The organism is Mesorhizobium sp. CNPSo 4670, assembly GCF_057784235.1.
This window is the reverse complement of record NZ_JBWJFQ010000026.1, coordinates 70197-96363: the sequence shown is the minus strand read 5'-3', so window position 1 is coordinate 96363 and position 26167 is coordinate 70197. Positions and strand designations below refer to the sequence as shown.

The following is a 26167-nucleotide window of genomic DNA, read 5'->3' as shown; positions in this document are numbered from 1 at the left end:
TTTCGGTCGAAGTGATCGATCCACGTACGTTGAAGCCGCTCGATCATGAGGCCTTCAAAACGTCAGTCGCCAAGACCGGACGGTTAGTGATCGTTGAGAACGCGCACCGCGTCTGCAATGTCGGAAGTGAAATCGCCGCGGTGATGGCGGAGGAGGCGTTCGACCTGTTGAAGCGCCCGATCCTACGGGTGAGCGCTCCAGATATTCACGTACCCTTCAGTCCAGCCCTCGAGAAGGAGTTCTTCCCGACGGAGGATCACATCATCGCCGCCGTACGGCGGCTGCTCTGACATTCTCAATTCCCTAAGCCAAAACTGGAGATTTTTGTATAGCGATAGGAAGCCCAAAACAATAGAGCGCACCTTTGATTTCCGTTATATAAGAATAATCGCTAGGGTTTTCGTGGTCTGATAGTTCCATTCAGGATGGAACGCGTCGCCGGTTATATCGAAGCAGGCCGTCTGCCATTGCAACAATCAGTTGGCCAGGATCAACTGGCTTCTCAAAGGACGGGATATGTTTGAGTTCCTCGGGGATTGTGGAGCTATTGAATCCTACTACGAATATAAATGGTATCCTCCGCCGGAGCAGATGCTCAGCGGCCACGAAGGTCGCCTCGCCTTGCAAGTTCACGCCGAGTATAGCTCCATCTATCAATGCCGAAGACATGATGAAATCGAGAGCGTCTTCGATCGCGTCGACCGGACGAATGACTCTGGCGCCAGCCATAGCAAGTGTATTCGCCAATTTGCACGCAAAGCTATATTCGTCTTCGGCAATGAAGATATTCCGGTTCCGGAGTTGGGAAACTTCCATGCTTTCCCTTTCACATTCTGGATAGCCGAGGCCGGTAAGGTCCGGCGTGAGGAATGCTAGGTCGTAGGATCTTGGCGACGGTAGCCTATTGATCTATGCCGGCTTATCAGTCGTCCGCAAGCTTCCAAAAACTTATGCAGCGCACAAGCTGAAGTCATGCGCGTTTCGCCGTTCGCTTGACCGAATTTAAGTTTTTGTCGCCATAGTTCGTCATCCATTGGATCATACGGCGCCTCCATGCGACAAGCCATTGGCATCACTACAAAGTCGAGGTTAAATAGAACGCCCACGGGTACATCTGAGACTCGTGACATATCGTGTAAACTTAAATTTCAGCTTGGCAAAAGGTGCGGTTAATTCTATACGTATATGTTGAGTTGTAACCTTTACATGATTTTGGGGGGATTCGTATGCAACAATCTCTACTCTCTCCCGAGAAACCTTATGTTCCCCGCTACGTCGTGCAGGGGATCCGCGCGGCTGCGAGATCCTTTGGGGTGTGCGTCGCTCTTTTCCTACTTCTTATGACATTAAAGCTCGGTATCATTCTCTAAAGTGCGATGACGATGTGAAGGCACCGCATCGAGTGATGGCCGTCGCTACTCCAGCGCCTTTGGACGCCCCTGAGCGTCACTTAGGGGCGGCACCATTGCAACAGGCCGACTCAGAGAGATTGCCGCGCCGGTGAGACAAATCACCAAACCTCCAAGCTTCGCTACAGAAAGCGTTTCACCAAAGAAGGCCCATGTCACGGCGATCGCGACCACAGGTGTGAGATACAACACCGTTCCAACATGAACCGGGGAGGATCGCCGTAGGCATAACCAGTAGAGGCTATAGGCACCGAAGGTCGAAAAGACGATGAACCAGCCAACGACCAACCAGAATGCTGGATCATGGAAGGGTGGGCACAGGCCGACGTCGGCTAGCGCAAAAGGCAGAAACAGGGCGGCGCAAAAACTGCTCTGAATACCTATTGAGGGAAGAATTGGGGTTTCATCCTTTGAACCCTTGGCAATCACAGTCGCGGCTACCAGGCCGAAAGTCCCAAGCAATGTTAAAAAATATGCAATCGGGGGCGCCGAAACGCCCCCGTAGCCGCCGGCGATCCATACGCCGGCGAAAGCAACAACGAGACCTACCCATTCGCGAACGGCGACGCGTTCACCCAAAATGGGACCCACTACCGCAGCAGTCAGGAGCGGTTGCAGCGCGTAAATGATGGACACCGTGCCCGCCGACATCCCCATACCGATTGCCACAACTGAACAGCCGATCTGCAGAAACATCCCGCACACTCCCAGCAGCCCGTTGAGCCAAACGGAGCGAGGCCCCGCAGCAACGATATGGCGGATAGATGCTGGCAATAGCAGCACCGACACCAACAGGAAGCGCCAGAACAGGACCAGGTAAACCGACTCAGTCTCGGCAGCCAGCTTGGCTCCGACATACCCGGAGGCCCACATTGCCACGAGACCAAAGTCTAACAAAGTGAAGGGATGCCGACGTTTCATAGAGGACGCCTATTCGCGTCCCGCGCGCCACTCTCTATAGGCGAGGTTCAGTCTGGCGCCCACGTTGGTAAAGGGCCGCGGGGGCAAGGTCTGCGGCTTCTCGAACGACCGGAAAATATCGCCGAGCTTTGAGCGGTGCCCGACCACCAGTTCGGCCGTTGCGATACCGGCGGACGTCGACTTCGTTCCCCCTATGCCGTTACAGGCGCACGCAGCAAAGATACCGTCGGCAACCTCCCCAAACAATGGCACTGTGTTGCGCGTCAGCGCCATAGCGCCTGCCCAGCGATACTGCATCTTCAGGTGACGCTGGTCTGGAAAGCGGTCCGCAAACTTGCGGTCGTGCAAATCACCCGCGCTTTTGATGGTCGCCGCCCCGGCCTCGATGCTTGGATGGTAGGTGTAGCGTGACCGTATCAGGATGCGATCGCCATCAGAACCGTTAATGCGCCGCACCGTCGTCCCCATTGGGGAAGCGGGCGTGGCTCCCCATTTCCGATATCCGCCTAGCGTGGAAGGAGCAAACGGTTCAGTGAGCGAGGCGTGCGTGAAGACATGAAGAAGCTCACCTTTTCCGAATCCGAAGCTTTCGGCGTGGCCGTTTGTCGCCATGATGACCCGCCCCGCCCTAATCTGTCCCTTGGGTGTCTTGATGGAGCAGCCGTTTGAGGAAGTTTCGATAGCAAGTGCCGGGGTGCCCTCGTAAAGCCTCACGGATTCCTTAAAGACATCCGCAATGCCCCTCACAAGCGCCGCCGGCTGAACCATGACAGCGCCGGGGGTGAAAAGCCCTGACTTATAGGCTCGCGTCCCGGTGATGTCCGCGACCTCTGCAGCGTTGAGGAGCTGATTTGGTTCCCCCAAGGACTTGAGCTGCAAGGAGTACGCTTCGAGGTGCTCCGTACCGGCATCGGTCATGGCCACGCTATATTTGCCGCTGGGATCGAAGACGTCCTCGCCCCAGCCATGCGCCTCCGCCAGGCGGGCGTAATGTTGAATGGCGGTCCGCGCGACCAGGATCTCGTTGTGGCTTTTGGCTACGGCGTCCGCCCCGAAATTGCCCGATGAGATGTCGTGAGGCAGGTCGATAAGGAATCCCGAGTTCCGGCCGCTGGCCCCGTGTCCAACTTTGTCGGCATCAATGATGGCCACGGACAAACTGGGATCGAGATCGGCCAGTCGCACTGCTGCGGCCAATCCGGCGAAGCCCGCACCGATGATGGCGACATCGACAGTGATCGCGCGCTCGAGTGCGGGTGTTGACATCCGCGCGGGGAGCAAGGCCTCCCAGCCGGACTCCACGCCGTGGGCGGGAAGGCGACGTGCCCGGTAAGTCTTGCTGGCCATCACACCGCTTCTTGTTCAATCAGCGGGCCGAGGGCGGTGCGAAGCGCGGAGATGCGGTCCGACGAAAGCGGGCGGAACGGCTTCCGGGCGCTGCCGCCGCCATATCCGGTGAGTTCCGAAGCCGCATAAACGCTCGGAACATAGTCACCGTCCCAGAGAAGCGACATGATCGGTTCCAGCAACTTCCAGAGCGACTGCACGTCGTCCCACCGCTTTTCCTGCGCGGCCCTGACGATAGCAACGCATGTGCGCGGCGCAATGTTCGCACCGCCCCAAATCAAGCCGGAGCAGCCGGCGAACAGGGAGAACGGAACCAGCGGGTCGGCCCCGTTGATGACATTGAGACCAGTATCGATCAACCTGACTTGGCCGACCAAATCGCCGCTGCTGTCCTTAACGGCCTTGAACTCGGGTAGTTCGCAGAGCCTGCGCAGCAACTGCGGTGTAATACGTACACCCACCGCCTGGGGCACATTATATCCGATAATAGGCAATCCGACCCCGGCGACCTCGCTGTAGAAATCGAAGACACTGTCATCGTCGGTTGGACCTTCGAAGAAGGGCGGAAGGACCATCACACCGTCTGCTCCAGAACCCTTCGCAAAACGGGTTCTTTCGACGACGTCGGCAGTAAGCAAGGCAGATGCCTGGGCGACCACCTTGACCCGCCCGGCAACGACGCGCGCACCGCGTTCAATGAGCGACCTCGATTCCTCCGGTGTCAGGTAAGCATGCATACCTGTGCCGGAGCTGAACACGAAACCGTCGACGCCTGCGGCCAGATGCCGTTCGATGAGCTCCTCGAACCGCACGAAATCGATGCGGCCGTTGGCGTCGAACGGCGCCGTGATTGCGAGATTGAGGCCGGAAAAGGCGAATGATGACATTTCAGAAACCTTCATTTGAGCTGCTCAGGTCGATCCAGAGCGTTTTGGTCTGGGTATACTGATCATGAGCGTGCAGGGACTTGTCGCGGCCGCCGAAACCCGACTGCTTGTAGCCGCCGAATGGGGTTGCAGCGTCCCCCTCCCCGTAACAGTTCACGGTGACGGTCCCGGCCTTGATCGCCCGGGCGGCCCGCAGCGCTCGTGTTCCGTCAGCCGTAAAAACTGACGCTGCGAGGCCATATTCAGTTTCATTGGCGAGGGAGACCGCTTCCGAGAGGGACTGCACCCCAATGACAGAGACGATTGGCCCAAAGATCTCTTCCCGGACGTGCTTGCTGTCGTGGCGGTCGAATTCAATGATTGTGGGTTCGATCGTGGTCCCATTGAAGACCTTGCCGCCAGCCAGAACCTTTCCCTCGCCTCCCAGATAGCCACTAACCTTCCCGAAATGGGTGGCAGAGATCAGCGGCCCGATGCGCGTGTCGGGATCAAGCGGGTCGCCTACGGTCCACGACTTGGCCACTTCCGTGAGTTTTTCGAGAAGGCGCTCCTTCACGTCATTGTGGACGTAGACGCGCGAGATCGCCGAGCAATTCTGCCCCATGTTCCAGAATGCGCCATTGCCAATATGGGCGGCCACCGCGTCGAGATCGGGAACATCGTCCATGACAATGCAAGGGTTCTTGCCGCCCATTTCAAGCACGACTTCCTTCAAATTGCTTTCGGAGGAGTACTTCAGGAAGCGGCGGCCGGTGTCGGTGGAGCCGGTGAATGAAACGGCGTCGATATCGGGATGCCGGCCAATCGGTTCACCAACGTCCGGGCCGTCACCCGTCAGGACGTTAAACACGCCAGCCGGCAGGCCCGCGTCCAATGCAAGTTCAGCGACACGCAATGTGGTAAGCGAGGTCTCCTCGGCCGGCTTGACCACAATCGTGCATCCCGCGGCAAGCGCTGGGCCGATCTTCCATGCGAGCATCAGTAGGGGAAAGTTCCACGGAAGGACCAGGCCGACAACTCCGATCGGCTCGCGAACAACAAGACCGAGCGACGCATCGTTTGCAGGGGCAACCTGATCGTAGATCTTGTCCACGGCTTCAGCATGCCATCTGAGGCTGTTAATCGCCTCGGGCACGTCAATGTTGATGCAGTCGCTAATGGTTTTGCCGCTGTCCAGGCTTTCCATCAGCGCCAAATCAAGCGCGTTATCCTCGATAACGGACGCCAGCTTTAGAAGCACCTTCTTCCTGTTCGCCGGGGGCAACTTAGACCAACGGCCATCCTCAAACGCTCGGCGGGCGGCAGCGACCGCGTTGTCGACATCCGCCGCCGAAGCCGCTGGAAGCTCCGCCAGGACCTTGCCCGTCGCCGGGTTTATCGTCGGAAATCTTTTACCAGACAGGGCGGCCGTTTGCTCTCCGTCCACGATCATCCTGTTGGGCAGTTTGAGAGCGGCCGCCTGCGTCTTGTAGTCGACTTTGTTCAGCATTTCTGTTCTCCACGTGTCCCACTGACACTAGCAATGATTATCCCTCGAGTTCGCCCTGCATGCCGTTGGGCACGGCGTAGAGCGCCACGTCGTTTCGGAAAACTTCAAGATGGGCGCGCACCAGTTCGCCGGCCCGCTCTGCGTCCCTGGCTTCGATGGCCTCGATCATCTGGTCATGTTGCCGCGCGGCGGTTTCCTGGTCTTTCTGGATCCGCGGGCCGCCGTTTTGCCGATAGAAGATCTTTCCGATCCGTGCGTGATCGATGAGAAGCTTCTTTAGGCTGGGAAGGAGGTACGGATTGTGCGCCATCTTTCCGATGTTGAGATGGAACTGGTGATTGAAGATCACCCTGTTCTCGACGTGGCCATCGGCAATGGACTGCCGGAATTTTTGCTGGGTGTGCTTTAGGACTTCGAGGTCCCCAGGCTTGTGGTTGACAGCCGCAAGCTTCGTCGTTCCGACGTAGATCATTGGGGCAACGATCAGGAAATCCCGAAGCGTCTGGTAAGACATTACCGATACGCGCGCAGCGCGGTTTGCCTCAAGATCGACATATCCCTCGCCGGCCATCTGCCGCATCAGCTCGCGGACCGGCGGGCGGGACAGTCCGAATTCCTCGCTCAGAGCGACTTCGTCGAGAACCGCCCCCGGCTCGAGCTGCATCGTCAGGATACGATGCACCAGCGTTTCGGCAAGAATGCCCTTTCGGTCCGAGGCGGCAGGTTCAACCAAGCTCATTGCGGGTCCTCAATTTTCATAATAGACATATTGTAGACAAACATCATGAGTCAAGATAGGAAACGCACAAGCGTTGACGCCTGAGGCATTTCCAGGGGTCTTCCAACGGATGGAGCCAGACACGGTGTTTCAATCCCCGCCACGGCGCCGACAGACAACGTCTGTCCGACTGAAGGTCGGGTTCGTCCTGGCCCGCTCCTTCACGTTGACCGCCTTCGCCATGTTTATCGACACGCTTAGACTCGCTAGCGATGAAACAGATAAATCAGGCCGCATCAACGCCGATTGGGAGGTGCTGTCCAACACCCGGCAGCCTGTGATGTCGAGCTGCGGCGTTCAGGTCTCACCGACCTCGCCATTCCTTGATTCGATCGAGTTTGATTACATTGTCGTCGTCGGGGGACGATTGACCGACGGGGTGGCGGTTGACAAGGAAACCCTGCAATATCTTCGTGATGCGGGGTCCAAAGGCGCGCGACTGATCGGAATCTGCACCGGGACGTTCATTCTGGCTGAGGCAGGTCTTATGCTCGCCCATGAGACCTGCGTGAGTTGGCTTCATTACGTCGACTTTCGAGAGCGCTTTCCGGGATTAAAGGTTCGAGCAGACAGAATTTATAACCTGGACACGACCCGCGGGTCATGCGCAGGCGGCAGCAGCGCAGCCGATCTAGCGGCAGAGCTGGTGCGACAGCACATTGGCTATGCGGCCGAGCGAAACGCTCTGGAAGTGCTGCAGATCGACAAAGTTCGGAATGCGGAGAGCCTGCAATCGCGGCGGCCTCTGGCAATAGAGACAGATGACCCGAGGCTTCGAGCTGCGCTGTTTTTGATGGAGCAAAACATCGAGAACACCATGTCTGTTTCCAAGCTCGCTATGAAATTGGGAATTTCTCGACGACAACTCGAACGACTGTTCTTCAAAGAGGTGAACAGCTCTCCTGCTCTTATCTACCGACGCTTGCGGCTGGAGCGCGCAAAGCACCTTCTCAGGAGGATCGACACTCCTTTGATCGAGGTCGCTCTGGGGGCAGGTTTTGAGAATGCCTCTCATTTCTCCAGGGTCTTCCGAAGGGCCTACGGCCAACCACCCAGCGTCTGGAGGCGGTCGGAACTTACGTCTGAGAGTGTTGGACCGTGAGCGTTGGAACAGCATGACTGGAGCCGACCCGAGTGTGCAACTCGGTGGGCCAGTTGCCCGTCATACCGTCTCGCAAGAATTAGGAGCATCTCATGCAGAATACTGATAGTTTGGAACAGCGCTCCTTGATAGAGGCGCCTTCATTTGACGTGATCATTGTGGGTGCCGGCTTTGCCGGAATGTACATGCTTCATCTCGCGAGGGAACTTGGCCTCATAGCCACTGTTCTGGAAACTGCGCCGGGCGTGGGCGGGACCTGGTACTGGAACCGATATCCTGGGGCGCGGTGTGACGTCGAGAGCATGCAATACTCCTACTCGTTCTGCGAGGAGCTGCAGCAAGAGTGGCACTGGAGCGAACGATACGCATCGCAGCCTGAGATTTTTAAGTATGCAAACCATGTCGCGAACAAATTCGATCTTCTCCGTGACATCAGATTCAACTCGCGAGTAGCAAGCGCAATTTTCCACGAAGGGGAGGATGTCTGGCAGGTTTCCACCGATGGTGGGGAGCATTATCGTGCGAAATGGTGCGTTATGGCGACCGGCTGTTTGTCGGCTGCCCAGCGCCCGAACATCCCAGGCTTGGGTACATTCAAAGGCGAAATTTATCACACGGGGAATTGGCCCCAAGAGCCGGTTAATCTGGCCGGCCGGAGAATCGGCGCCATTGGCACCGGATCGTCGGGGATCCAGGTGATCCCCGAGCTCGCCAAACTGGCAAAACACCTTTACGTTTTCCAACGGACCCCGAATTTCAGTATCCCGGCGCGCAATCAGCCTATGGACAGCGCCTACGAAGCCGAGTGGAAGCAAAGCTACGCGCAACGGCGCACGGCGGCCCGCACGATGCCGGCAGGGATTTTTGCTGACATCGGCACCAAGTCTGCGCTGGCCGTATCTGCAGAAGACCGCCTGCAAGAATATGAAAGACGTTGGGCTGCAGGGGGCACCGGATTCACAGGCGCATATTCCGATTTGCTCAAGAATGAGGACGCCAACAGCACAGCTGCTGAGTTCGTACGGAAAAAAATTCGCGAGGTTGTCACCGATCCCGTCGTTGCTAACCTCCTGGCGCCGGTCGATCATCCAATCGGTAGCAAGCGCATCTGCGCTGATACAAACTACTTTTCAACGTTCAACCGGCAAAACGTGACCCTGGTTGACCTGCGCTCCAATCCTCTACAGGAGGTCTCGGAAAACGGCCTGACCGCGGGCTCCCGATTCTATGAGCTCGATACGTTGGTGCTTGCTACAGGGTTCGACGCCATTACCGGCGCACTGAGCAAGATCGAAATCGTCGGTCGCCAAGCCCTTACGCTAAAAGAGAAATGGCGGGACGGCCCGAACACATACCTGGGCCTGATGACATCGGGATTTCCCAACCTGTTCATCGTCACCGGGCCGGGAAGCCCGTCGGTGTTGACTAACGTGATTGTCGCCATCGAAGATAATGTCAAATGGATCGCTGATTGCCTGGCCCACCTCAAAACGCGAGGCGCAGAGACTATCGAAGCAACGGCCTCGGCCGAAGAAGGTTGGATGGAGCATGTCGGACAGGCTGCTGAAGGCACGTTGTACACCAAGGCGAAGTCCTGGTACCTGGGCGTCAACGTGCCTGGGAAACCCGCCGTGTTCATGCCGTATGTCGGCGGGGTGCCCACCTACCAGAAGATCTGCGAGGAAGTAGCGGCCGACGGCTACAGGGGCTTTGTTATCGAAGGGCGCTCGGAAAGCCTGAGTGCGCGCCAGGCGGTCGGATGACCGGGGACGTTGCAGGGAAGGTCTGCGTCGTAACCGGAGGCAGCCAAGGGATCGGTGCCGCGATCTGTGCGCTCTTTGCCGACCACGGCGGTACGGTGATCAATCTCGATCGCGATCCGCCAGCAATTGAAGCCGGCATTCCATTGCATCGTCTTGATGTGACGAGTGAACAGGAAGTTGTGGCTGTCGCACAAATGATCGCCCGCGATCACGGCGGGGTAGACATCTTTGTCAACAATGCGGGTATTGCCCGTATCGGGCCTAGCATGAGCTTCCTGCTAAAGGATTGGGAAGCGTCCTTCGCCGTTATGACCACCGGCGTATTTCTCTGCAGCCGTGAATTTGGAAAGATTATGCGCGGGCGCGGTGGCGGAGGCATTGTCAACATTTCGTCGATCAATGGGTTCTCCAATCTCCCAATGCGGCTCGCCTATAACGCGGCCAAGGCCGCCCTCATCTCAATGACTAAGGTGCTCGCCATCGAATGGGCCGGCTATGGGATCCGGGTCAACGCAGTCGCCCCAGGCATGATTGAAACAGAGATGCTCAGGACTGTCGATGACGGCCATATGGATGCCGATGCCTACATGGACCATTTGCCAATGCGCCGGTTTGGCCAGCCCCGTGATGTTACTGAAGCTGTTCTCTTCCTTGCTTCTGACCGGTCCAGTTACGTAACCGGACAAGTCATCGTACCTGATGGCGGGTGGACAGCCTTCAACTGGATTCCATGGAGCGGCGACCCGGAAGCGCCGCAGGTCAAGAGCGAAAAGGGTGCCATTGCCTAACCCGGACTCCAGCGCCGCCCGCCGCATACGACGTCTGGCCGGAAAACTGAGTTCTGAATTTACTTCAATGCAGCGCTGGAGTAACAGTTATCTATGTCCAACTACCGACGGCTTCCGTTAAGCGCATTACGCGCATTTGAAGCTGCCGCACGGCATATGAGTTTTACCAAGGCTGCTAACGAGCTTTCGGTTACTCAAGCGGCGGTCAGTCGTCATATTCTGACGCTAGAGGACCATCTCGACATTCAATTGTTTAACCGCGGTAACCAAAAGGTGTCGTTGTCGCCGGCTGGCGAGGAGCTATTTGAAGCTGCGACCTTGAGCTTCGCCCATATTGCAGCAGCCTTCGACAGTGTGAAGCGACGCGAGAAAGCCCGACGCTTGACGGTTGGCATGCCAATGTCGTTCGCAACGCTGTTCATGAGCCATCGAATTGGTGATTTCGTAGCGAAGAACCCGGAGGTCGACCTGCACCTGGTTTCGCTAGAACGGAGCCCCGCCCCCGCGACAGACGGTTTCGACGTGTCGGTCGTCATGGGTTATCTGGCCCGTCCCGGGTTCACGGCCACAGAGCTTTTCAGCGAGGAAGTTTTCCCGGTCTGCAGCAGTTCGTACCAGTCATATTCACGTATTTTGAAGCCCGAGGATCTCGTCAGCGAGGTGCTTCTGGTTATGGATGACCAGCATTGGGCCGCTTATCCATGGTCCCCCTTCGACTGGGTGCATTGGCTTGGGCAGTTCGGCGTCTCGTCGGACTTTAAACGCGTTATTACGTTCAATAACTATCCCACGATGATGCAGGCTGTCCTGAGAGGCCATGGTATCGGGTTAGGCTGGCGTCATCTGGTCAACGATTTCCTCAAAGAGGGGACGTTGATCCGGCCTTTGAGTCAAAGCTGCCTCACCGGGCGAAAACATCATCTCGTCATCCCAGATACGGCCATCGAGCGGGAAGACGTTCAGATATTCTGCAACTGGTTGATCGCACAGGTCGAAGACCTTAATCCGCCGGCAGCGGCTGCAGACTCGATGGTGATCGGTCAGACACAGGCAACCTCGAGCGAACATGGCCTGCCGCCAGAGGATTTAGCCATCGTCTGAGCAATGCTGCCGCGCTATCAGTCGGTGAGGGTGAAATCTAAGCAAGTGTTTAGCAATCACCTGCATGGTCCTTGGTGGCCTCGGGCACCTGGGAGTTGATAAACGCAACCGTCGCACAGCAGGAGCGATGCTGAGCTAACCCATATAATATCCGCCATTCACGTGGATCGCTTCGCCCACAATATAGCTAGACGCGCTGCTGCATAGAAACGCTACGACATTAGCGACTTCCTCGGCGGATCCGACACGACCGGCGGGCGTCGCATCCAAAAACTTATCCCCGTTCTGGCGCAGCAGATCCTCGATCATTGGGGTGTTAATCGTGCCCGGCGACACCGTGTTGACCCTTATCGCCGGAGCAAGTTCCTTGGCTAGAGATCTACTGAGCGCAAGGACCGCTCCTTTTGATGCAGCGTAATGGCCGCCGGGCGAGCAGCCTTGATGCGCGGCGCCTGACGCGATGGTCACAATTGTCCCCCCCGCCCTCATATGGGGAATGGCCCGTCGACAGATATAGAACACTCCGTCAAGGTTGATTGATATCGTTCGGCGCCAATCCGCGTCCGCCAAGGTCGACACGGGCTGTTCGTCGTAAATCCCAGCTGCGGGTACGACGTGATCAATACATTGAAATTGAGCCAGGCAAGCCGAGACGACCGCATCAGCATCAGACGGGTTGCTAGCGTCATATCTGATAGCGATCACACGCTCCGCTGACGGGTCCAGCGAGGTGGCCAACCTGGAAACGCTGTGATGATCGTAATCGGCCAGCACCATGCGTGCCCCTGACTGGTTAAACACCCGAGCAATCGCGCTCCCGATGCCACCGGCGGCGCCCGTTACGATGACAACCTGATCCAATAGGCTGTTATTGGGCAAATGTTTCCCCAGAACCGGTCAATTAATGGCAAGCCCAGCCTAGCGCGAGGCTCTCATGACCGATCTATAAACAGCCACTCAATTCACTTCAAATGAGTTTTCATGCAGCGAGGAATAACCAGGGGTCATGGCGTTGGGTAGCTTATCAAACGTAGGGTGACGCAATCTGTAATGGAGCTTTCCTGTCCCCGGCTCTCGGCCCAGCCCTCATCCACGGCTATCATCCTGATAACATTTATTCCGCAGCGGCATTACATTTTATACGGTTGTTTTGTCGCCACCGCGTCGGTAGCGTCCTTAGAACAGTCAGACGGAACGCCTTCATGCCCTGCCGAAGCTCCGGTACCGACCGGGCTGACTGTGCAGGTCCGGGTATGGCGCACTAGCTCAGCCTTTTGCCCTTCTAGCCTTAAGGTTGTGGTTTAGCGGCAGCCGCAGGCTAGCTACCGGATCCTGAGCGATTGCACCACCGCAGCTTCGGATCTTGGCTGAAAGGACGATTTGTGAACGCTGAAGATGTACTAGACCCGTTCAAAAAATGGCATATCCCGTTTGGTGACTGGGTGGATTCTGGCCTGGGGTGGATCGTCCAAGAATACCGTCCGTTCTTTCAGACCTTGAAGTGGCCCGTCGACAAGCTACTGACCGCATTTGATCTTGCGCTCAATGGCATTCCGCCCGTGGTCACCATTGTTTGCTTCGGTCTTGTTGCGTGGCAGCTGGCTGGATGGCGGCTTGCTGCTCAGATCGTAGGCTTGCTGGTGATTATCGGCTTCCTCGGCATCTGGGGTGAAACAATGACAACATTGTCGCTGGTTTTCACCGCGGTGCTCGTATGCACGATCATCGGAATACCGCTAGGCGTGCTCGCCGCTCGAAGTGACCGCGCGGCTGCCATCTGCCGACCGATCCTCGACACAATGCAAACCATCCCCTCGTTCGTCTACCTGGTGCCGGTGGTCATGTTGTTCGGCATCGGCAACGTCCCCGGTGTCATCGTCACAATCATCTTCGCGCTTCCGCCCGTTATCAGGCTGACAACTCTGGGTATCCAGCAGGTGTCAGAGGAAGTGGTCGAAGCTATGCGTGCTTTCGGAGCAACCAACCGGCAGCTTCTTTTCAAAGCCCAATTGCCGCTGGCGCTTCCGAGCATCGTTGCGGGTGTGAACCAGACATTGATGATGTCGCTTTCGATGGTTGTCGTAGCTTCCATGATCGCCGTCGGCGGCCTTGGGCAGATGGTCCTGCGCGGCATTGGACGCCTGGACATTGGTTTGGCCGCCACCGGTGGGATCGGCATTGTGTTCCTGGCCGTTATTCTAGATCGCTTGGCCCAATCCGCGATGTCACGGCGGCGAAGCTTTGCGGGCGTTGCGTGGCACAGGCGGGGCCCAGCCGCGCTCTTGACCGCCTTCTTCAGGAACTTCCAAACCTCGCCGGCGGGACACGGGGGATTAAAGAACGGCCGGCAGAAATTAGCGACGAACAACGACTAACAACAATGGGAGCGACTTATGAGCGATCGGCTTAAAATTGAGAAGCGTTTTCGGGGATTCACCGCAGCCTTGACCGTGCTGGGCACTCTCGCCTTATCTGCGGGATACGCTTCTGCTGAGGATCTTCCAGGCAAAGGGGTTACAGTGAAGCCCCTGGTCAACGGCATTGCCGAGGAAATGTTCGAGGCATACATCGTCAAAATCGGCCTTGAAGATCTGGGCTATACGGTCCAGGACCCATCATCGGCACAGATTCCTCTCGCCCACCTGGCCGTAGCTAGCGGTGATGCCGATTACTACACGCCGCACTGGTATCCCCTACACATAACGTTCGCCGAAAAGGCCGGCGGGGACGCCAAGGCTCATCGGGTTGGGACTCTGGCGAAGAACTCCATCCAAGGATACTCGATCGACAAGGCCACAGCCGACAAATACGGCATCAAAACGATCGATCAGCTCAAAGACCCCAAACTCGCCAAACTGTTCGATGTCGATGGGGATGGCAAAGCCGACCTTTATGGTTGTGATCCGGGCTGGGGCTGCGAACGTATCATCGAACACCACCTTGATGCGTATGGCCTGCGGGATACGGTGACGCACAAGCAGGGCGAGTATTTCGCGCTCCTGGCGGATGTCATCCAGAGAATTCAGTCTGGTAAACCAACGTTGTATTATGGCTGGGTCCCAATGTGGGTGAACGGGGTTCTTCGACATGGCCAGGAAGTGGTCTGGCTGACGGTACCGTTTACCGCGTTGCCTGATGAGCAGACTGGGGCTGACACGGTAGTCCCGGGCATCGGAAACATGGGTTTCTCCGTGAACAGCCATCATGTCTTTGCGAACACGGCTTTTCTGGAGAAAAATCCCGCCGCAAACAAGTGGTTCGAACAGGTCACGATACCGATTCAGGACATCGATGATGAGAACCTGCTGATCCACAAAGGTGAAAAGACCAACGAGACGATCCATGGTCATGCCGAGGCCTGGAAGAAGGCCCATCTCGACCAGTGGAATGCCTGGATAGCGCAGGCGAAACAGGCAGCCGCCAAGTAAGCTGAACTGCGAGGATTTATAGCCGCCCGGGATCCTATGCGGTACCGGGCGACACCTCTCAACCTTGGAGCTTAACTTGAAAGCGCATGCAATAGAATTCAAAGACGTATGGAAGGTCTTCGGGACAAGCCCGAAATTCAACCTCGCGAGCGTCCAAGGCGACAATCTTTCGAAGGCCGAGCTGCTTGAGAAACATGGTTGCGTGGTCGCCGTGGCCGGAGTCTCGTTCAAGGTCGAGGCTGGCGAGATCTTCTGTGTGATGGGTCTATCCGGAAGCGGCAAGTCGACCTTGGTTCGGCATGTCAACCGATTGATCAAACCCAGTGCCGGCCAGGTTATTGTCGGCGGAGAAGACATCAATCTGAAGTCAGAAGACGAGATGCGACAACTCCGTGCCCGCTCAATGGGAATGGTTTTTCAAAATGTCGCGCTGCTCCCTCATCGCACTGTCCGCGACAATGTTGCCCTGAGTCTGGAGCTTCGGAAGATCAATGCTCGGCAGCGCTATGAAGTTGCTGAGGAAAAGCTTGAGCTGGTGCAGTTGGCCGGCTGGGGCGACAGGTATCCAGATGAGCTCTCAGGAGGAATGAAGCAGCGTATAGGACTGGCCCGGGCACTGGCAGCCGATCCTGCCATATTGTTGATGGATGAGCCATTTTCAGCGCTCGACCCCCTTATCCGGCGTGAGCTCCAGGATCAGTTCAGGGAACTCTCAACGAAGCTGAACAAAACGACGCTCTTCATCACGCATGATTTGGATGAAGCAGTGCGGCTCGGCCACCATATCGGGGTCATGAAAGACGGAAAAATGCTTCAAATCGGGTCTGCTGAAGACATCCTCGGCAACCCGAAAGATCCGTATGTCGAGAAATTTGTCCAAGGCAGTAGCCGCTTGAAGCTCCTGAAAGCCGAGTCGGTCATTCTCCCCATCAGCGACTATGAGAAATCCGGCGATGGCATCGCGCTGGCAGACGCTCCAAGGATCAAGCTGAACGTTCCCATCAAGGAACTGGTCGAGTTGTCAAACCGAAATCAAAACATGCCGCTTGTTGTAGTCGACGAGGCGGGAGTTGACGTCGGAATTGTGACCGCATCCTCCCTATTGCATGGAATCCAGGAAAGACTTTAGGCGCGTCAGGCGCCCTTGTGCATAACCTCAGTTCATAACCAAGATGATTTTTTATTGTTAGTGATCAGATAGTTTGTGCACTACAGTTTAACGTCAAATAGGGAATAAAACTATGTCTGCACGATCAGGTGGACGAGACGCTCGTCAGAAGATGCGTTCCGAGAGAGCTGTAACATATATGCCTCCGATGGACCGGGGTCTTCCGTATATGGATTTGCTCAGCGCAGACGAATTGCAGCGGCTGCATGATTATTCGATGCAGATACTTGAAGAGATCGGGATCGAATTCCGCGATGACGAAGCCATTGTTCTCTGGCAGGCCGCTGGGGCCGACGTGACCGGCCAGCGCGTGAGGATCGATCGAAATCTTCTCATGGAACTGGTCGCAAAGGCTCCAGAAACCATCACGGTTCACGCGCGAAACCCAGCCAAGACGGTCACCCTCGGCGGCCGGAGAACCATCTTTACGCCGGCATACGGCTCTCCGAACGTGCTGGACCTCGAAGGCAGGCGGCGGAACTCGACGATCGCCGATTTCGTGAACTTTGCAAAGCTCGCTTATCAAGCGCCTGCCATGCATATGACGGGCGGTGTCCTATGCGAGCCGATGGACATTGCAGTCCCCAAGCGCCATCTGCATATGAACTACAGCCTGATCAAGTACTCTGACAAGGCGTTCATGGGCGCGGTGACTTCGCGCGAGCGGGCAGAAGACACGGTATCGATGGCCAAAATCGTCTTCGGTGACGAATTTGTCCACAATAACACCGTCACCGTGTCGATTGCCAACTGCAATTCACCGTTGGTGTGGGACTCGACGATGCTCGATGCGGTCAAGGTCTATGCCGCGAGCAATCAGGCTATCCTGTTTACTCCGTTCGTGTTGGCAGGTGCCAGCACACCGGCAAGCACTCTGGCGGCCGTCGCGCAGCTCAACGCCGAGGCACTGGCCGGAATAGCCTTTGCGCAGCTCGTCCGGCCTGGAGCCCCTGCCATCTATGGTCAGTGGTTGGCGACCGTTTCAATGAAGAGCGGCGCACCGATGGCAGGAACGCCGGAAATCGATCATATGAACATGTTGGTTGGACAGCTCGCCAGACACTATAAGCTCCCCTGGCGTTGCAGCGGCATGTGCACGAGCTCGAAGCTGGTCGACGCGCAGGCCGGATATGAGGCGGCTCGGAATATGTACGGGGTGCTGATCGCTGGAGCGAACTTCGTTCTTTCCACCACCGGTTACCTTGAGGGTGCCCTCACCCAAAGCTACAGCAAATTCATGCTTGATGCGGAGCAGATGGTGATGTTCTACAAGCTTGGGCAAGGCTTGGTGATGAGCGAACTGGATGAGACGCTCGATGCGGTCCGACAGAGTGAGCCAGGAAGCCATTATCTCGGAACCGCGCATACGCTGAAGAATTTCGAACAGGCGTTCTTTGTGCCTGATTTGATGAACCACGACAGTTACGAGCAGTGGACCTTTGCAGGTTCAAGGGACGCCGACACGCGAGGGCGCGACGCCGCTGAGAAGGCACTGAGGGAATATGAGGCCCCGCCGCTTGACGAAGCCGTCGATGAACAGCTTCTCGACTTCATGAAACGCAAGGAACTTCAGATCGGCGACGCTGTACTTTAGACGGGGGGAAGTAAACCTTGGGGCGTATTCTAGGCACCGAGAACGATCATACGCCGCAGGCGGTGATTGGCTGGCGCCGCCCGCCGATGAACCCCCTGCTCTAGACTTAGCCGAGATCACACACCAAGCTTGCCGGAGAAATGCCAGGCGAGTCCTTCCCGAAGGTATGGAAGAAGCTGATGAACGCACCTCCCGACATGAATGCCATGAAGCCGCTGTTCACGCTAGACGATCAGTTGCGCGGTGGCCACCCGGTCGAGCTGGTTGTTTTGCTGGTACCAGGGTTTTCGCAGCTGGCACTCCACGCCTTCCTCGAGCCGTTTCGTATAGCCAATATGCTTGCGAAGGCCAAGTTGTTCCGCTGGCGAATAGCTGGACTTGACTCGCGCCCGGTCGAGGGTGCCAGCGGCATCTCGGTGGCCGTTGATATGACAATCGACGAATTGGACACATGTATCGGCGGCCGAGGACCCCATCATCTTGCAATCATCGCCGGCGAACCGGTGGTGCGGAGACTACCCGCCCAGATCAATAACGTCCTGCGGGCATTTGCACGGCGCGGAATTGCAATATCCGCGGTTGGAACGGCCACCTGGCTTCTGGCGCAGACGGGCTTGCTTGCGGGCACGCGCTGCACCATTCACTGGTCGCGACTAGCTGCATTTTCGGAGATGTTCAGCCAGACTCAGATCCGCGATGCACTATTTGTGAAAGACGGTCAGTTTTCGACATGTGCTGGCGAACTGGCGGCCTTCGACTTGGCCGTCGATCTGATTGCCGGTCGTGTCGGTGGGTTGGCCGCCCAGGAGGTCTGCCGGTACGCAACCGTGGAAGGTCAACGTTCAGGTACGAACCGCCAGACCGGCCCGTCGGGTTTGGCCTTTGCCGGTGCGAGCGATAAGCTCCTGATGGCCATGCGGCTTATGGAAGAATATGTGGAATACCCCCTGAGCATGAGCGAAGTTGCGCGTAGGGTAGGAATATCGCGACGTCAGTTGGAGCGTTTGTTTGCAAACCACGTGCACATGCCCCCTGTGCGTCATTACCTTCGTATCCGTGTCGAGCACGCCAAGCGCCTGATTGAAGGTACGAGCTTGCCAATAATTGATATCGCAATGGCCTGTGGGTTCATTTCTGCTTCGCACTTCGCAAAGTGTTTTAGGACCTTCCATGGTGTTTCGCCCCAGCAATGCCGGATCGCGCTGCCAGCGTGGGTCGGGCCTGGCCTCGGCTGATTGAAAACGGGCACTCCTTTGTCTGGGAGCCCGCGTTGGTCCGATCGGCGTCGACCGCGTAGGTGACAGCGCAGCTTAACTCAAGGAAACCGGACAAACCCGCGTGCGGGCGCCCCTCACCCGTTTGCACTACCGCAGTCGGCGTGCTCCCCGTCTCTAAGAGCGCGCTGAAGCCTTAAAGGGCCTAGAGTTGTGTGCAACAAACAGATTACACCGCAATCCTCGGGCGCCCCGAGGCGACCGCAACCACCTGTGCCTCAATGAAGAGGCGCTGACCTTCCACGGTCGAAACCCGATATTCTGTGGTGACGTCGATCTCAGCACTGTCGGTGCCTGCAACCCTTGCCGTGTCTGCGACAATAGCGCGGACATCGGCCTGGGCAGCCGCGATCGCTGCAGGCTCGTCGAGGAAATCGCGGACCCTTCCCCCCGAGGCAAGGCGAAAGAGTCCCTCCTTGGGTTGGCTGACTTGTGCCTCGGCCGATACACGCACCTGTCCGACAACCGCACCGAGCGCGTTGGCGACGTCAGTGTCCTCCGGCACCACGCAATCATTGCCGACGAGGGCCCGCAGCCCGGCGTAGTGCAGCGGCGCCGAGGCACCGAGGCCGATCACAGGGCGGTCTAGCGCAACGCTCAGCCGAGCGATGCCGGGGTGCGCGTCGACGGCACGCTGCACCAGGGCGTGCGCTACCGCTGCGGCTCCATCGAGTCCGTCTTCGGTGAACGCGGTCTCAAGGATGACCTCGGCCGACCAGCGCGTCAGTGTCACGAGCACCCGCTCCGAAAAACCTTCCGGCGACACGGCGATGGCATGGCCACGGCCGTCACGCTTGCGGGCAAGAAGCTCGGCGCCGATCCGGGCAGCGACCGGATCCCAGTTCGTTTGCTTACCCAGCACATGCGCCGCGTCCGACGGGGTGAAGCCGCAAATGTGCACCAGCCCGCGCGAGACCAGGCGGTTGAGCGTCGCGTTCTGGGCCTTGGAGGTCAAAAGCCTGTCGAGGGCAAGAGGGGTCGCGCCGATCGCCTCGTATAGCCGCGTCTCCGGCGCGGTGAGCCCGGCAGCGAGTCTGTCCGGCACCCCGGTGCGCACCGCAAAACGACCGTCCATGCGGCCGGGATTTGGGGCGCGCAGCTGGCGATCAAGCTCCGCTGTCACCGCCTCGCCATGCGCCATGCCGGCCAGTGCCAGCGGCACCAGGCGGCGCGGCCCAAGCAGGATTTTCGGAGTGAGCGCGCCATCCTCCAGCGCCACCTCGGAATCGCCGCCGAGGCCGAAGGTGCGCATGGCGACCGCTTCGACCATGGTGCGGTAGCCGCCGACGGTCGCGCCTTCCGGGTCCAGCCGCGGCCGGCCGCTGTCCAGCACGGCGACGTCGGTCGTGGTGCCGCCAATGTCCGACACCACGGCATCGTCGAGGCCGGTCATATGGCGGGCGCCTACCAGGCTGGCAGCCGGGCCGGACAAAATCGTCTCGATCGGCCGCTGGCGCGCAAACGCCGCCGATACCAACGCGCCGTCGCCGCGCACTACCATCAAGGGTGCCACGATCTTGCGTGCTTCCAGAAACCCTTCGGTCGCCGCCACTAGCCGGTCGATCATCGAAATCAGCCTGGCGTTGAGCAAGGTGGTCAGCGCCCGGCGCGGGCCGCCGAGTTTTGCCGACAGCTCGTGACTTGATGTGACCGGCAAGCCGGTCTTTTTGCGGATCAAGTCGCGAGCGGCAATCTCATGCGCCGGGTTGCGGGTGGCGAAATAAGCGCAGACAGCGAAGCCCGACACCGAGCCGCCTAGCTCAGGCAATGCGGCTAGCAATCCGGACAGGTCGAGCCCGGCGGTGTTGCCGTGCACATCATGACCGCCGGGGCAGAAAACCACCGGATCGGTGCCGAGTGCAGCCTTCAGCCCGTCACGCGCAATGTCGGCCTCTGAGAAGCCGATCATGACCAGCGCCACGCGCCCACCCTGCCCTTCGACCAGCGCGTTGGTCGCAAGCGTCGTCGACATCGACACTAGCTTGATATGGGCTGGATCCGTGCCGGCCTTGCCCAGCACCGCATCGACGGCACCGGAAATGCCGACGGCCAGATCATGCCTTGTGGTCAACGCCTTGGCCTTGGCCAGCACCTCGCCCTTGTTCGGCCCCTGCCCCTGCTGCGGACCTTGAGTTTCGGACCACAGCACGGCATCGGTGTAAGTGCCGCCGGTATCGATCCCGAGGAATACCGGCTTGGGATTGATCTTTCTTCTCATCGCCAACAGCCGTTCGGCAGGAGTTCGCTAGGCCCGTGCTGCAGTCCCTGCGCGGCAACCTTGCTCCGGCGCACCGTTATGCCTGGGTTTTCGTCAGCTTGGCCCGATACTCTTCATCCAAAATCGCCGGCAAGGAAATCTTCTTGGTGCGCGCGCCATCGACGGAGACCATTTCACCGCTCACAAAACTGGAATCGTCACTGGCCAACCACAGGACCGCATTGGCTATCTCCTTCGGAGCGCCAATTCTTCCCACCGGGTGAAGCTGCCCCAACTCCCGTTCAATCAAGCTTCGATCCGGGTGCATCTCGACGTATGCACGATTAAGATCGGTGTCGATCCAGCCCGGACAAACGGTGTTGACACGGATGCCGTCGGGCCCAAGATCGACGGCCAGCCCGAGCGTGAGACCGTGCACGCCGGCCTTCGAAGCCGCGTAAGCAGTGTGCCATGGGTTGACCATGTACCCTTCGACCGACCCAATGTTGACAATGGCACCGGCGCCCTGACGCCTCATTTCCGGGACCACATATTTTGCCATCAGGAAAGGGCCGCGGAGATTGACCGCCATGAGCCGGTCCCACTCTTCGGCTGTCTGGTCATCAATGGACTTGTGCATGACCAGGCCCGCATTATTGACGAGAATATCGATCCTGCCGAATTTCTGGAGGACCTCATCGACAAATGTGCGGATCGAAACTTCCTTGGTGACATCGAGGGAAAGAGAGGTAATTTCCTTGCCGCCATGGGAATGGGAAGAAGGATCGTCGCGCAGGTCACCGACGACAACGATGGCGCCCTCCTGTGCAAGCTTCTCTGCTATCGCACGCCCTATGCCTTGGTTCCCGCCCGTAACGATGGCAACCTTGCCTGATACCCGATTGGCCAAAATATCCTCCTATCCTGCCGTGAATCCGCCATCTATTGGAATAGCTACCCCGGTGATGTGCCGGGCGCCTTCGCTCGCTAGAAAAAGCGTTAAACTGGCAATTTCCTTGGGCGTCGCGACCCGGCCCTGAGGTATTGAATCGACGTTTCTCTGCAGGATTTCTGCTGCTGTAACAGGCTTGCTGTGGGCCGAGACCAGCATTGGTGTATCCACAGCGCCGGGGCAGACCGCGTTAATGGTGATCTGCTCCTTGGCGTGATCAAGAGCCATGGCCTGCGTCATAAGAACGACTGCACCTTTCGAAGCACAATATGCCACCAGCCCAGGGCAACCGACCAAACCAACATTCGAAGCTATGTTGACAATACTTCCGCCCCCGGTCGTGCGCATGGATTTCACGGCTGCGCGACTGAAATAAAACACGCCGTTTACGTTCGCGTTGAACGTCTCGCGCCAGTCGTCGTCAGTGGTCTCAAGGGCACTCCCCCGCCGGATAATCCCGGCGCTATTGACCAAAACGTCTACCCGTCCGAACCTCTCGATGGTGGACGTGATCACTTGATCGGCAAAGGACGAGTCAGCCACGTCACCCAGCATCAATAGGGCTTTGCAGCCCTGCTTTTCGACTGCCTCTAAGGCCCGTTGACCTCGGTCCCGGTCGCGGCCAACCAGTACAAGCGTCGCCCCTGCTGTGCCAAAGGCCTCTGAGACAGCTTCGCCTATTCCCGAAGTTGCGCCCGTGACGATCACAATTTTCTTGGACTGCGTCATATGCCGATTGCCTATTATAGGATTAGGCCTGACGACAGCGCCGCCGGGCAGATTTGGTGATCTAGGCCCCCTCGCCGGTTCTCTGCAAGCGACCAAAAAGTCATGCGCCAGACAAGCTGAAGTCATGGCGGTAGGTCATGACCTCTGGTTATCCGGGACCCCATTAATACTCATTTGAAGTGTGGTGCACGCGCCATTATAGCTCGCACCATGGCTAACGAGACAAACAAAAGGCACCGAAAAGAAGGCCGACCAACTCATAACGCCGGGTAGGCCGGGTGGTGGCATTGCGAAGCGATATCAGAAGCCGCTAACGCCTATAAATTGCAACAACATGGGAAATGGGAGTATGACCATGAAATCGCTTTTTCGCACGATTTTGTTAAGTTCTGTCCTGATGTCGCCGACCGCGTTCGCTGCTGAGAAGGTGGTTCCAGGTTGGGATGGCGTTACGGAGGAACTCATGCAGACGTACATCGTCGGCGAGGGTTTGCACCAGCTCGGATATGACGTAGCGGATCCCGTCCAATTGCAGATTGAGCTGGCCTACGTAGCCCTCGCAAAAGGCGACGTCACATTCTACGCGGCCTTTGCCGATCCGATTCACAACCAATACATCGCAGAAAACGGCGGCGCTGCTGTATTGACTACACTCGGTCTGCTATCAGCGAATAACGTACAAGGTTACCTGATTGACAAGAAGACCGCGGATGCAACTGGGATCAAGTACCTAGAAGATTTGAAAGATCCAGCGAAAGCAAAGCTGTTTGATATCGATGGTGACGGTAAAGCAGACATCTACGGCTGCGATCCGGGTTGGGGCTGCGAACGGATCATTGAACATCATCTCGACGCGTACGGCCTGCGTGACACCGTAGACGAGAAACAGGGCGGCTACTTCGCTATCATCCCCGATGCTATCCAGCGCATCAAAGAGGGTAAACCAACAATCTATTATACGTGGACCCCGTTCTGGCTTTCTAGCATTCTTCAACCTGGCAAGGAAGTTGTTTGGCTTAACGTCAAAAAGACGGATTTGCCCGATGGTCAGACGGCCAGTACCGAAATTCCCGGCCTTGGGAATCTGGGATTTCCCATGATCCAGCAACGGGTCGCGGCTTCGACCAAGTTCATCAACGAGAACCCATCTGCGAAAAAGTTCTTCGAGCTGGTTGCGATCCCGTTGGATGATCTGAATGCCGAAGATCTCCGGATCTACCACGGCGAGAAATCGGACGCGCAGATCAAGCAGCGCGCCATGGAATGGATCTCCAATAACAAATCGAAATGGGACGACTGGATCTCCCAGGCCAAGGCTGCACACTAGGACTGCTGTCGTTATCCCAATGACGGAGAACGGAATTGACTGAAAGCAGTCTTGCAAATCAATCCGTCATAGTAACGGGCGCTGCCGGCGGCATCGGCAGCGCCATTGCCCGGGTGTTGCATGGACTTGGCGCTCGACTTGTCCTCGCGGACTACGACGGCGCCGGCGTGTCGCGCTTGGCGACGGCGCTGGATCCCGCCGGCGAGCGGGTCGTTGCAATCGCATATGACGCAAGCAGCCCTGCTGACGCAGAGAGCGTCGTAGCTACTTGCGTTTCCCGGTTTAGTCACATTGACCATGTTGTACCTGCGGCCGCCATTTTCGAGGATCAACCATTCGCGACAATGACCGACGGGCAATGGCGCCGAATGATGTCGATCAACCTTGATGGTGTCTTTTATTTGTGTCGGAGAGCCATCCCTCATATCCGGCCGGGGGGGTCTATAGTGACCATTGCGTCATCTGCCGCGCATGAAGGCTCATCGGCTGAGCACGTCCACTATGGAGCCTCTAAAGGTGGCGTGTTAGCCTTTGTCAAATCACTTGCCAAAGAGGTTTCACCCCAAATCCGGGTTAACAACGTCTCACCTGGAACCATCGACACCCCCATGGTGGCCGAACTTCTGCGGAAGAAAGGTGACATCTGGCTGGCAGCTACTCCGGCAGGCCGGTTCGGCACTGGCGAAGACGTTGGCAACGCAGTGGCGTTCCTATGCAGCAATGCTGCGAGCTACATCATGGGCCAGACCATTCACGTGAATGGTGGTTTGTATATGGGCGGCTAGAACGGCGATGGGCTTTGGCGGGGACGGACCAGAGTTCATCCGACGGCACACATTAGAACCTGCCCGCCTGGTTTAAGCGGAGCTTTGAATATGGAGCGCCTTGAAAGATGCACTTGAGCGGCGAGCAGAGATTAGAAGCCTACCGCAGGATGCTGCGAATTCGGCGGTTTGAAGAGGAAGGTAGCCGACTGTTCAAGGGCGGCAAAATTCCTGGTGTATTCCATACAAGCATTGGGCAAGAAGCTGCGATCGTAGGCTCTTGCCTCGCACTGCGCGATGACGACGCCATGACCGGAACGCATCGCTCGCATGGGCACCCCATCGGAAAGGGTGGGCATCTCGATGTTTTGATGGCAGAGTTGATGGGCAAGGAAGGCGGTATCTGCAAGGGCCGAGGAGGTTCGATGCACCTTGCAGACAGGTCGGTTGGGATCATCAGTGAATCTGGCATCGTAGGGGGCGGTATTCCCCTTGCCACCGGTTGCGCGTTCAGTGCCATGGTTCGAGGCGTCGATCAGGTTTCCCTGTGTTTCTTTGGCGATGGGGCCGTCAACCAGGGCACCTTCCACGAAAGCCTTAATATGGCATCGCTCTGGAAACTGCCGGTGATCTATCTTTGCGAGAACAACGGCTATGCCGTGACCGTCTCGGTGGCTCAGACTCACGGGCAACCTGACATCGCATTGCGAGCGGCCGGATTTGGAATGCCGGGAGTCAACGTCGACGGACAAGATGTTGATGCGGTCTTTGCCGCGACTGAGCCGGCAGTGCGGCGGGCGAGAGCCGGCAATGGGCCTACCCTCATCGTCGCAAACACCTATCGTTTCGACGAACACAATGCGGGCCTGGCCATTCCGGGAGCGCCCTATCGCTCCACCGAGGAGATTGAAAGTTATCGTCGGGATCGGGATCCCCTTGTTCTCTATCGAGGAGCCCTACTCAACGACGGAGTGACTCAACAGGTTCTCGCTCAGATCGAGGATGAGGTTTCCCTGGCTGTCCAGCACGCTGTTCAATTTGGCCTTGCGAGCCCCTTGCCCCAGCTAGAGACGCTCTCCGACTACATGTTTAACACGCCTCTCATCGGGCACAATAACTTCGTCGCCGGGCTCGAGAGGATCTAATGGC

Annotated in this window: 23 protein-coding genes; 14 read left to right on the top strand and 9 right to left on the bottom strand. The window is 57.5% G+C overall.

What is annotated here, in order from left to right; translation table 11 throughout:
* Both AC0ZT5_RS30765 and AC0ZT5_RS30760 read left to right on the top strand, forming a co-directional pair.
* Positions 1–290 (top strand): transketolase C-terminal domain-containing protein (locus tag AC0ZT5_RS30765; protein WP_488499287.1); only part of this gene is annotated, 290 nt, incomplete at its 5' end.
* A gap of 226 nt (positions 291–516) precedes the next feature.
* Positions 517–876: a hypothetical protein gene (locus tag AC0ZT5_RS30760; protein WP_488499500.1), complete on the top strand. Its 360-nt coding sequence runs from the start codon at positions 517–519 to the stop codon at positions 874–876.
* Positions 877–1415: 539 nt separating this feature from the next.
* On the opposite strand, the gene AC0ZT5_RS30755 is transcribed toward AC0ZT5_RS30760, so the two are convergent.
* The 5 genes from AC0ZT5_RS30755 to AC0ZT5_RS30735 are packed head-to-tail and all read right to left on the bottom strand — an operon-like array spanning position 1416 to position 6786.
* The gene (locus tag AC0ZT5_RS30755) at positions 1416–2330 is read right to left on the bottom strand and encodes a DMT family transporter (protein WP_488499499.1); all 915 of its coding nucleotides are present in this window, start codon (positions 2328–2330) and stop codon (positions 1416–1418) included.
* 9 nt (positions 2331–2339) lie between these two features.
* On the bottom strand, positions 2340–3677 hold the full coding sequence (locus AC0ZT5_RS30750; protein WP_488499498.1) for an NAD(P)/FAD-dependent oxidoreductase: 1338 nt from the start codon (positions 3675–3677) through the stop codon (positions 2340–2342).
* A complete protein-coding gene (locus tag AC0ZT5_RS30745; protein ID WP_488499505.1) occupies positions 3677–4564 on the bottom strand; it encodes a dihydrodipicolinate synthase family protein in 888 nt (295 codons plus the stop codon). Before AC0ZT5_RS30745 ends, AC0ZT5_RS30750 begins: the two co-directional genes overlap by 1 nt.
* A gap of 1 nt (position 4565) precedes the next feature.
* Positions 4566–6053 carry an aldehyde dehydrogenase gene (locus tag AC0ZT5_RS30740; RefSeq protein WP_488499497.1) on the bottom strand — a complete coding sequence of 496 codons (1488 nt, stop codon included), beginning with the start codon at positions 6051–6053 and terminating at the stop codon, positions 4566–4568.
* 37 nt (positions 6054–6090) lie between these two features.
* Positions 6091–6786, bottom strand: coding sequence for a GntR family transcriptional regulator (locus tag AC0ZT5_RS30735; RefSeq protein ID WP_488499496.1), 696 nt, complete (start codon positions 6784–6786; stop codon positions 6091–6093).
* Between the two features lie 115 nt (positions 6787–6901).
* Here AC0ZT5_RS30735 and AC0ZT5_RS30730 point away from each other — a divergent pair, with 115 nt between their 5' ends.
* The 4 genes from AC0ZT5_RS30730 to AC0ZT5_RS30715 all read left to right on the top strand — a co-directional run bounded on the left by AC0ZT5_RS30730 (position 6902) and on the right by AC0ZT5_RS30715 (position 11585).
* Positions 6902–7933: a GlxA family transcriptional regulator gene (locus AC0ZT5_RS30730; RefSeq protein WP_488499495.1), complete on the top strand. Its 1032-nt coding sequence runs from the start codon at positions 6902–6904 to the stop codon at positions 7931–7933.
* A 92-nt stretch (positions 7934–8025) separates the two neighbouring features.
* Entirely contained in the window at positions 8026–9696 is a 1671-nt protein-coding gene (locus tag AC0ZT5_RS30725; RefSeq protein ID WP_488499494.1) for a flavin-containing monooxygenase, read from the top strand.
* Complete coding sequence (locus AC0ZT5_RS30720; RefSeq protein WP_488499493.1) at positions 9693–10484, top strand: SDR family NAD(P)-dependent oxidoreductase; 792 nt, start codon at positions 9693–9695, stop codon at positions 10482–10484. The genes AC0ZT5_RS30725 and AC0ZT5_RS30720 overlap by 4 nt, the downstream gene beginning before the upstream one ends.
* 93 nt (positions 10485–10577) lie before the next feature.
* Positions 10578–11585: a LysR substrate-binding domain-containing protein gene (locus tag AC0ZT5_RS30715; protein WP_488499492.1), complete on the top strand. Its 1008-nt coding sequence runs from the start codon at positions 10578–10580 to the stop codon at positions 11583–11585.
* A gap of 135 nt (positions 11586–11720) precedes the next feature.
* Here AC0ZT5_RS30715 and AC0ZT5_RS30710 read toward each other — a convergent pair whose 3' ends face one another.
* A complete protein-coding gene (locus AC0ZT5_RS30710) occupies positions 11721–12464 on the bottom strand; it encodes an SDR family NAD(P)-dependent oxidoreductase (protein WP_488499491.1) in 744 nt (247 codons plus the stop codon).
* 503 nt (positions 12465–12967) lie between these two features.
* Here AC0ZT5_RS30710 and AC0ZT5_RS30705 point away from each other — a divergent pair.
* From AC0ZT5_RS30705 to AC0ZT5_RS30685, 5 genes are all read left to right on the top strand, one after another.
* Positions 12968–13960 (top strand): ABC transporter permease, encoded by a 993-nt coding sequence (locus tag AC0ZT5_RS30705; RefSeq protein WP_488499490.1) that lies wholly within the window; start codon positions 12968–12970, stop codon positions 13958–13960.
* An 18-nt stretch (positions 13961–13978) separates the two neighbouring features.
* Entirely contained in the window at positions 13979–15013 is a 1035-nt protein-coding gene (proX, locus tag AC0ZT5_RS30700; protein ID WP_488499489.1) for a glycine betaine/L-proline ABC transporter substrate-binding protein ProX, read from the top strand.
* A gap of 76 nt (positions 15014–15089) precedes the next feature.
* On the top strand, positions 15090–16142 hold the full coding sequence (locus AC0ZT5_RS30695; RefSeq protein ID WP_488499488.1) for a quaternary amine ABC transporter ATP-binding protein: 1053 nt from the start codon (positions 15090–15092) through the stop codon (positions 16140–16142).
* Positions 16143–16254: 112 nt separating this feature from the next.
* Complete coding sequence (locus AC0ZT5_RS30690; RefSeq protein ID WP_488499487.1) at positions 16255–17775, top strand: trimethylamine methyltransferase family protein; 1521 nt, start codon at positions 16255–16257, stop codon at positions 17773–17775.
* A gap of 179 nt (positions 17776–17954) precedes the next feature.
* The gene (locus AC0ZT5_RS30685; protein WP_488499486.1) at positions 17955–19010 is read left to right on the top strand and encodes a GlxA family transcriptional regulator; all 1056 of its coding nucleotides are present in this window, start codon (positions 17955–17957) and stop codon (positions 19008–19010) included.
* 208 nt (positions 19011–19218) lie between these two features.
* On the opposite strand, the gene AC0ZT5_RS30680 is transcribed toward AC0ZT5_RS30685, so the two are convergent.
* The 3 genes from AC0ZT5_RS30680 to AC0ZT5_RS30670 all read right to left on the bottom strand — a co-directional run bounded on the left by AC0ZT5_RS30680 (position 19219) and on the right by AC0ZT5_RS30670 (position 22927).
* Positions 19219–21267 carry a hydantoinase/oxoprolinase N-terminal domain-containing protein gene (locus AC0ZT5_RS30680; RefSeq protein WP_488499485.1) on the bottom strand — a complete coding sequence of 683 codons (2049 nt, stop codon included), beginning with the start codon at positions 21265–21267 and terminating at the stop codon, positions 19219–19221.
* 76 nt (positions 21268–21343) lie between these two features.
* Complete coding sequence (locus tag AC0ZT5_RS30675; protein ID WP_488499484.1) at positions 21344–22156, bottom strand: SDR family NAD(P)-dependent oxidoreductase; 813 nt, start codon at positions 22154–22156, stop codon at positions 21344–21346.
* 9 nt (positions 22157–22165) lie between these two features.
* Positions 22166–22927, bottom strand: coding sequence for an SDR family NAD(P)-dependent oxidoreductase (locus tag AC0ZT5_RS30670; protein ID WP_488499483.1), 762 nt, complete (start codon positions 22925–22927; stop codon positions 22166–22168).
* A 349-nt stretch (positions 22928–23276) separates the two neighbouring features.
* Here AC0ZT5_RS30670 and proX (AC0ZT5_RS30665) point away from each other — a divergent pair, with 349 nt between their 5' ends.
* The 3 genes from proX (AC0ZT5_RS30665) to AC0ZT5_RS30655 all read left to right on the top strand — a co-directional run bounded on the left by proX (AC0ZT5_RS30665) (position 23277) and on the right by AC0ZT5_RS30655 (position 26163).
* Positions 23277–24254, top strand: a complete 978-nt coding sequence (gene proX, locus AC0ZT5_RS30665; RefSeq protein WP_488499482.1) for a glycine betaine/L-proline ABC transporter substrate-binding protein ProX — start codon at positions 23277–23279, stop codon at positions 24252–24254.
* Positions 24255–24289: 35 nt separating this feature from the next.
* On the top strand, positions 24290–25039 hold the full coding sequence (locus tag AC0ZT5_RS30660; RefSeq protein ID WP_488499481.1) for an SDR family NAD(P)-dependent oxidoreductase: 750 nt from the start codon (positions 24290–24292) through the stop codon (positions 25037–25039).
* Between the two features lie 107 nt (positions 25040–25146).
* Positions 25147–26163 carry a thiamine pyrophosphate-dependent dehydrogenase E1 component subunit alpha gene (locus AC0ZT5_RS30655; protein ID WP_488499480.1) on the top strand — a complete coding sequence of 339 codons (1017 nt, stop codon included), beginning with the start codon at positions 25147–25149 and terminating at the stop codon, positions 26161–26163.
* The last annotated feature ends 4 nt before the right edge of the window (positions 26164–26167 follow it).

Excerpts from the sequence above, each read along its gene's own strand:
- AC0ZT5_RS30760 (WP_488499500.1), top strand. The coding sequence starts at position 517 with ATGTTTGAGTTCCTCGGGGATTGTGGAGCTATTGAATCCTACTACGAA.
- AC0ZT5_RS30670 (WP_488499483.1), bottom strand. The coding sequence starts at position 22,927 with ATGACGCAGTCCAAGAAAATTGTGATCGTCACGGGCGCAACTTCGGGA.
- proX (WP_488499482.1), top strand. The coding sequence starts at position 23,277 with ATGACCATGAAATCGCTTTTTCGCACGATTTTGTTAAGTTCTGTCCTG.
- AC0ZT5_RS30690 (WP_488499487.1), top strand. The coding sequence starts at position 16,255 with ATGTCTGCACGATCAGGTGGACGAGACGCTCGTCAGAAGATGCGTTCC.
- AC0ZT5_RS30730 (WP_488499495.1), top strand. The coding sequence starts at position 6,902 with ATGGAGCCAGACACGGTGTTTCAATCCCCGCCACGGCGCCGACAGACA.
- AC0ZT5_RS30685 (WP_488499486.1), top strand. The coding sequence starts at position 17,955 with ATGAACGCACCTCCCGACATGAATGCCATGAAGCCGCTGTTCACGCTA.
- AC0ZT5_RS30755 (WP_488499499.1), bottom strand. The coding sequence starts at position 2,330 with ATGAAACGTCGGCATCCCTTCACTTTGTTAGACTTTGGTCTCGTGGCA.
- proX (WP_488499489.1), top strand. The coding sequence starts at position 13,979 with ATGAGCGATCGGCTTAAAATTGAGAAGCGTTTTCGGGGATTCACCGCA.
- AC0ZT5_RS30655 (WP_488499480.1), top strand. The coding sequence starts at position 25,147 with ATGCACTTGAGCGGCGAGCAGAGATTAGAAGCCTACCGCAGGATGCTG.
- AC0ZT5_RS30745 (WP_488499505.1), bottom strand. The coding sequence starts at position 4,564 with ATGTCATCATTCGCCTTTTCCGGCCTCAATCTCGCAATCACGGCGCCG.
- AC0ZT5_RS30720 (WP_488499493.1), top strand. The coding sequence starts at position 9,693 with ATGACCGGGGACGTTGCAGGGAAGGTCTGCGTCGTAACCGGAGGCAGC.
- AC0ZT5_RS30750 (WP_488499498.1), bottom strand. The coding sequence starts at position 3,677 with ATGGCCAGCAAGACTTACCGGGCACGTCGCCTTCCCGCCCACGGCGTG.
- AC0ZT5_RS30680 (WP_488499485.1), bottom strand. The coding sequence starts at position 21,267 with ATGAGAAGAAAGATCAATCCCAAGCCGGTATTCCTCGGGATCGATACC.
- AC0ZT5_RS30715 (WP_488499492.1), top strand. The coding sequence starts at position 10,578 with ATGTCCAACTACCGACGGCTTCCGTTAAGCGCATTACGCGCATTTGAA.
- AC0ZT5_RS30740 (WP_488499497.1), bottom strand. The coding sequence starts at position 6,053 with ATGCTGAACAAAGTCGACTACAAGACGCAGGCGGCCGCTCTCAAACTG.
- AC0ZT5_RS30725 (WP_488499494.1), top strand. The coding sequence starts at position 8,026 with ATGCAGAATACTGATAGTTTGGAACAGCGCTCCTTGATAGAGGCGCCT.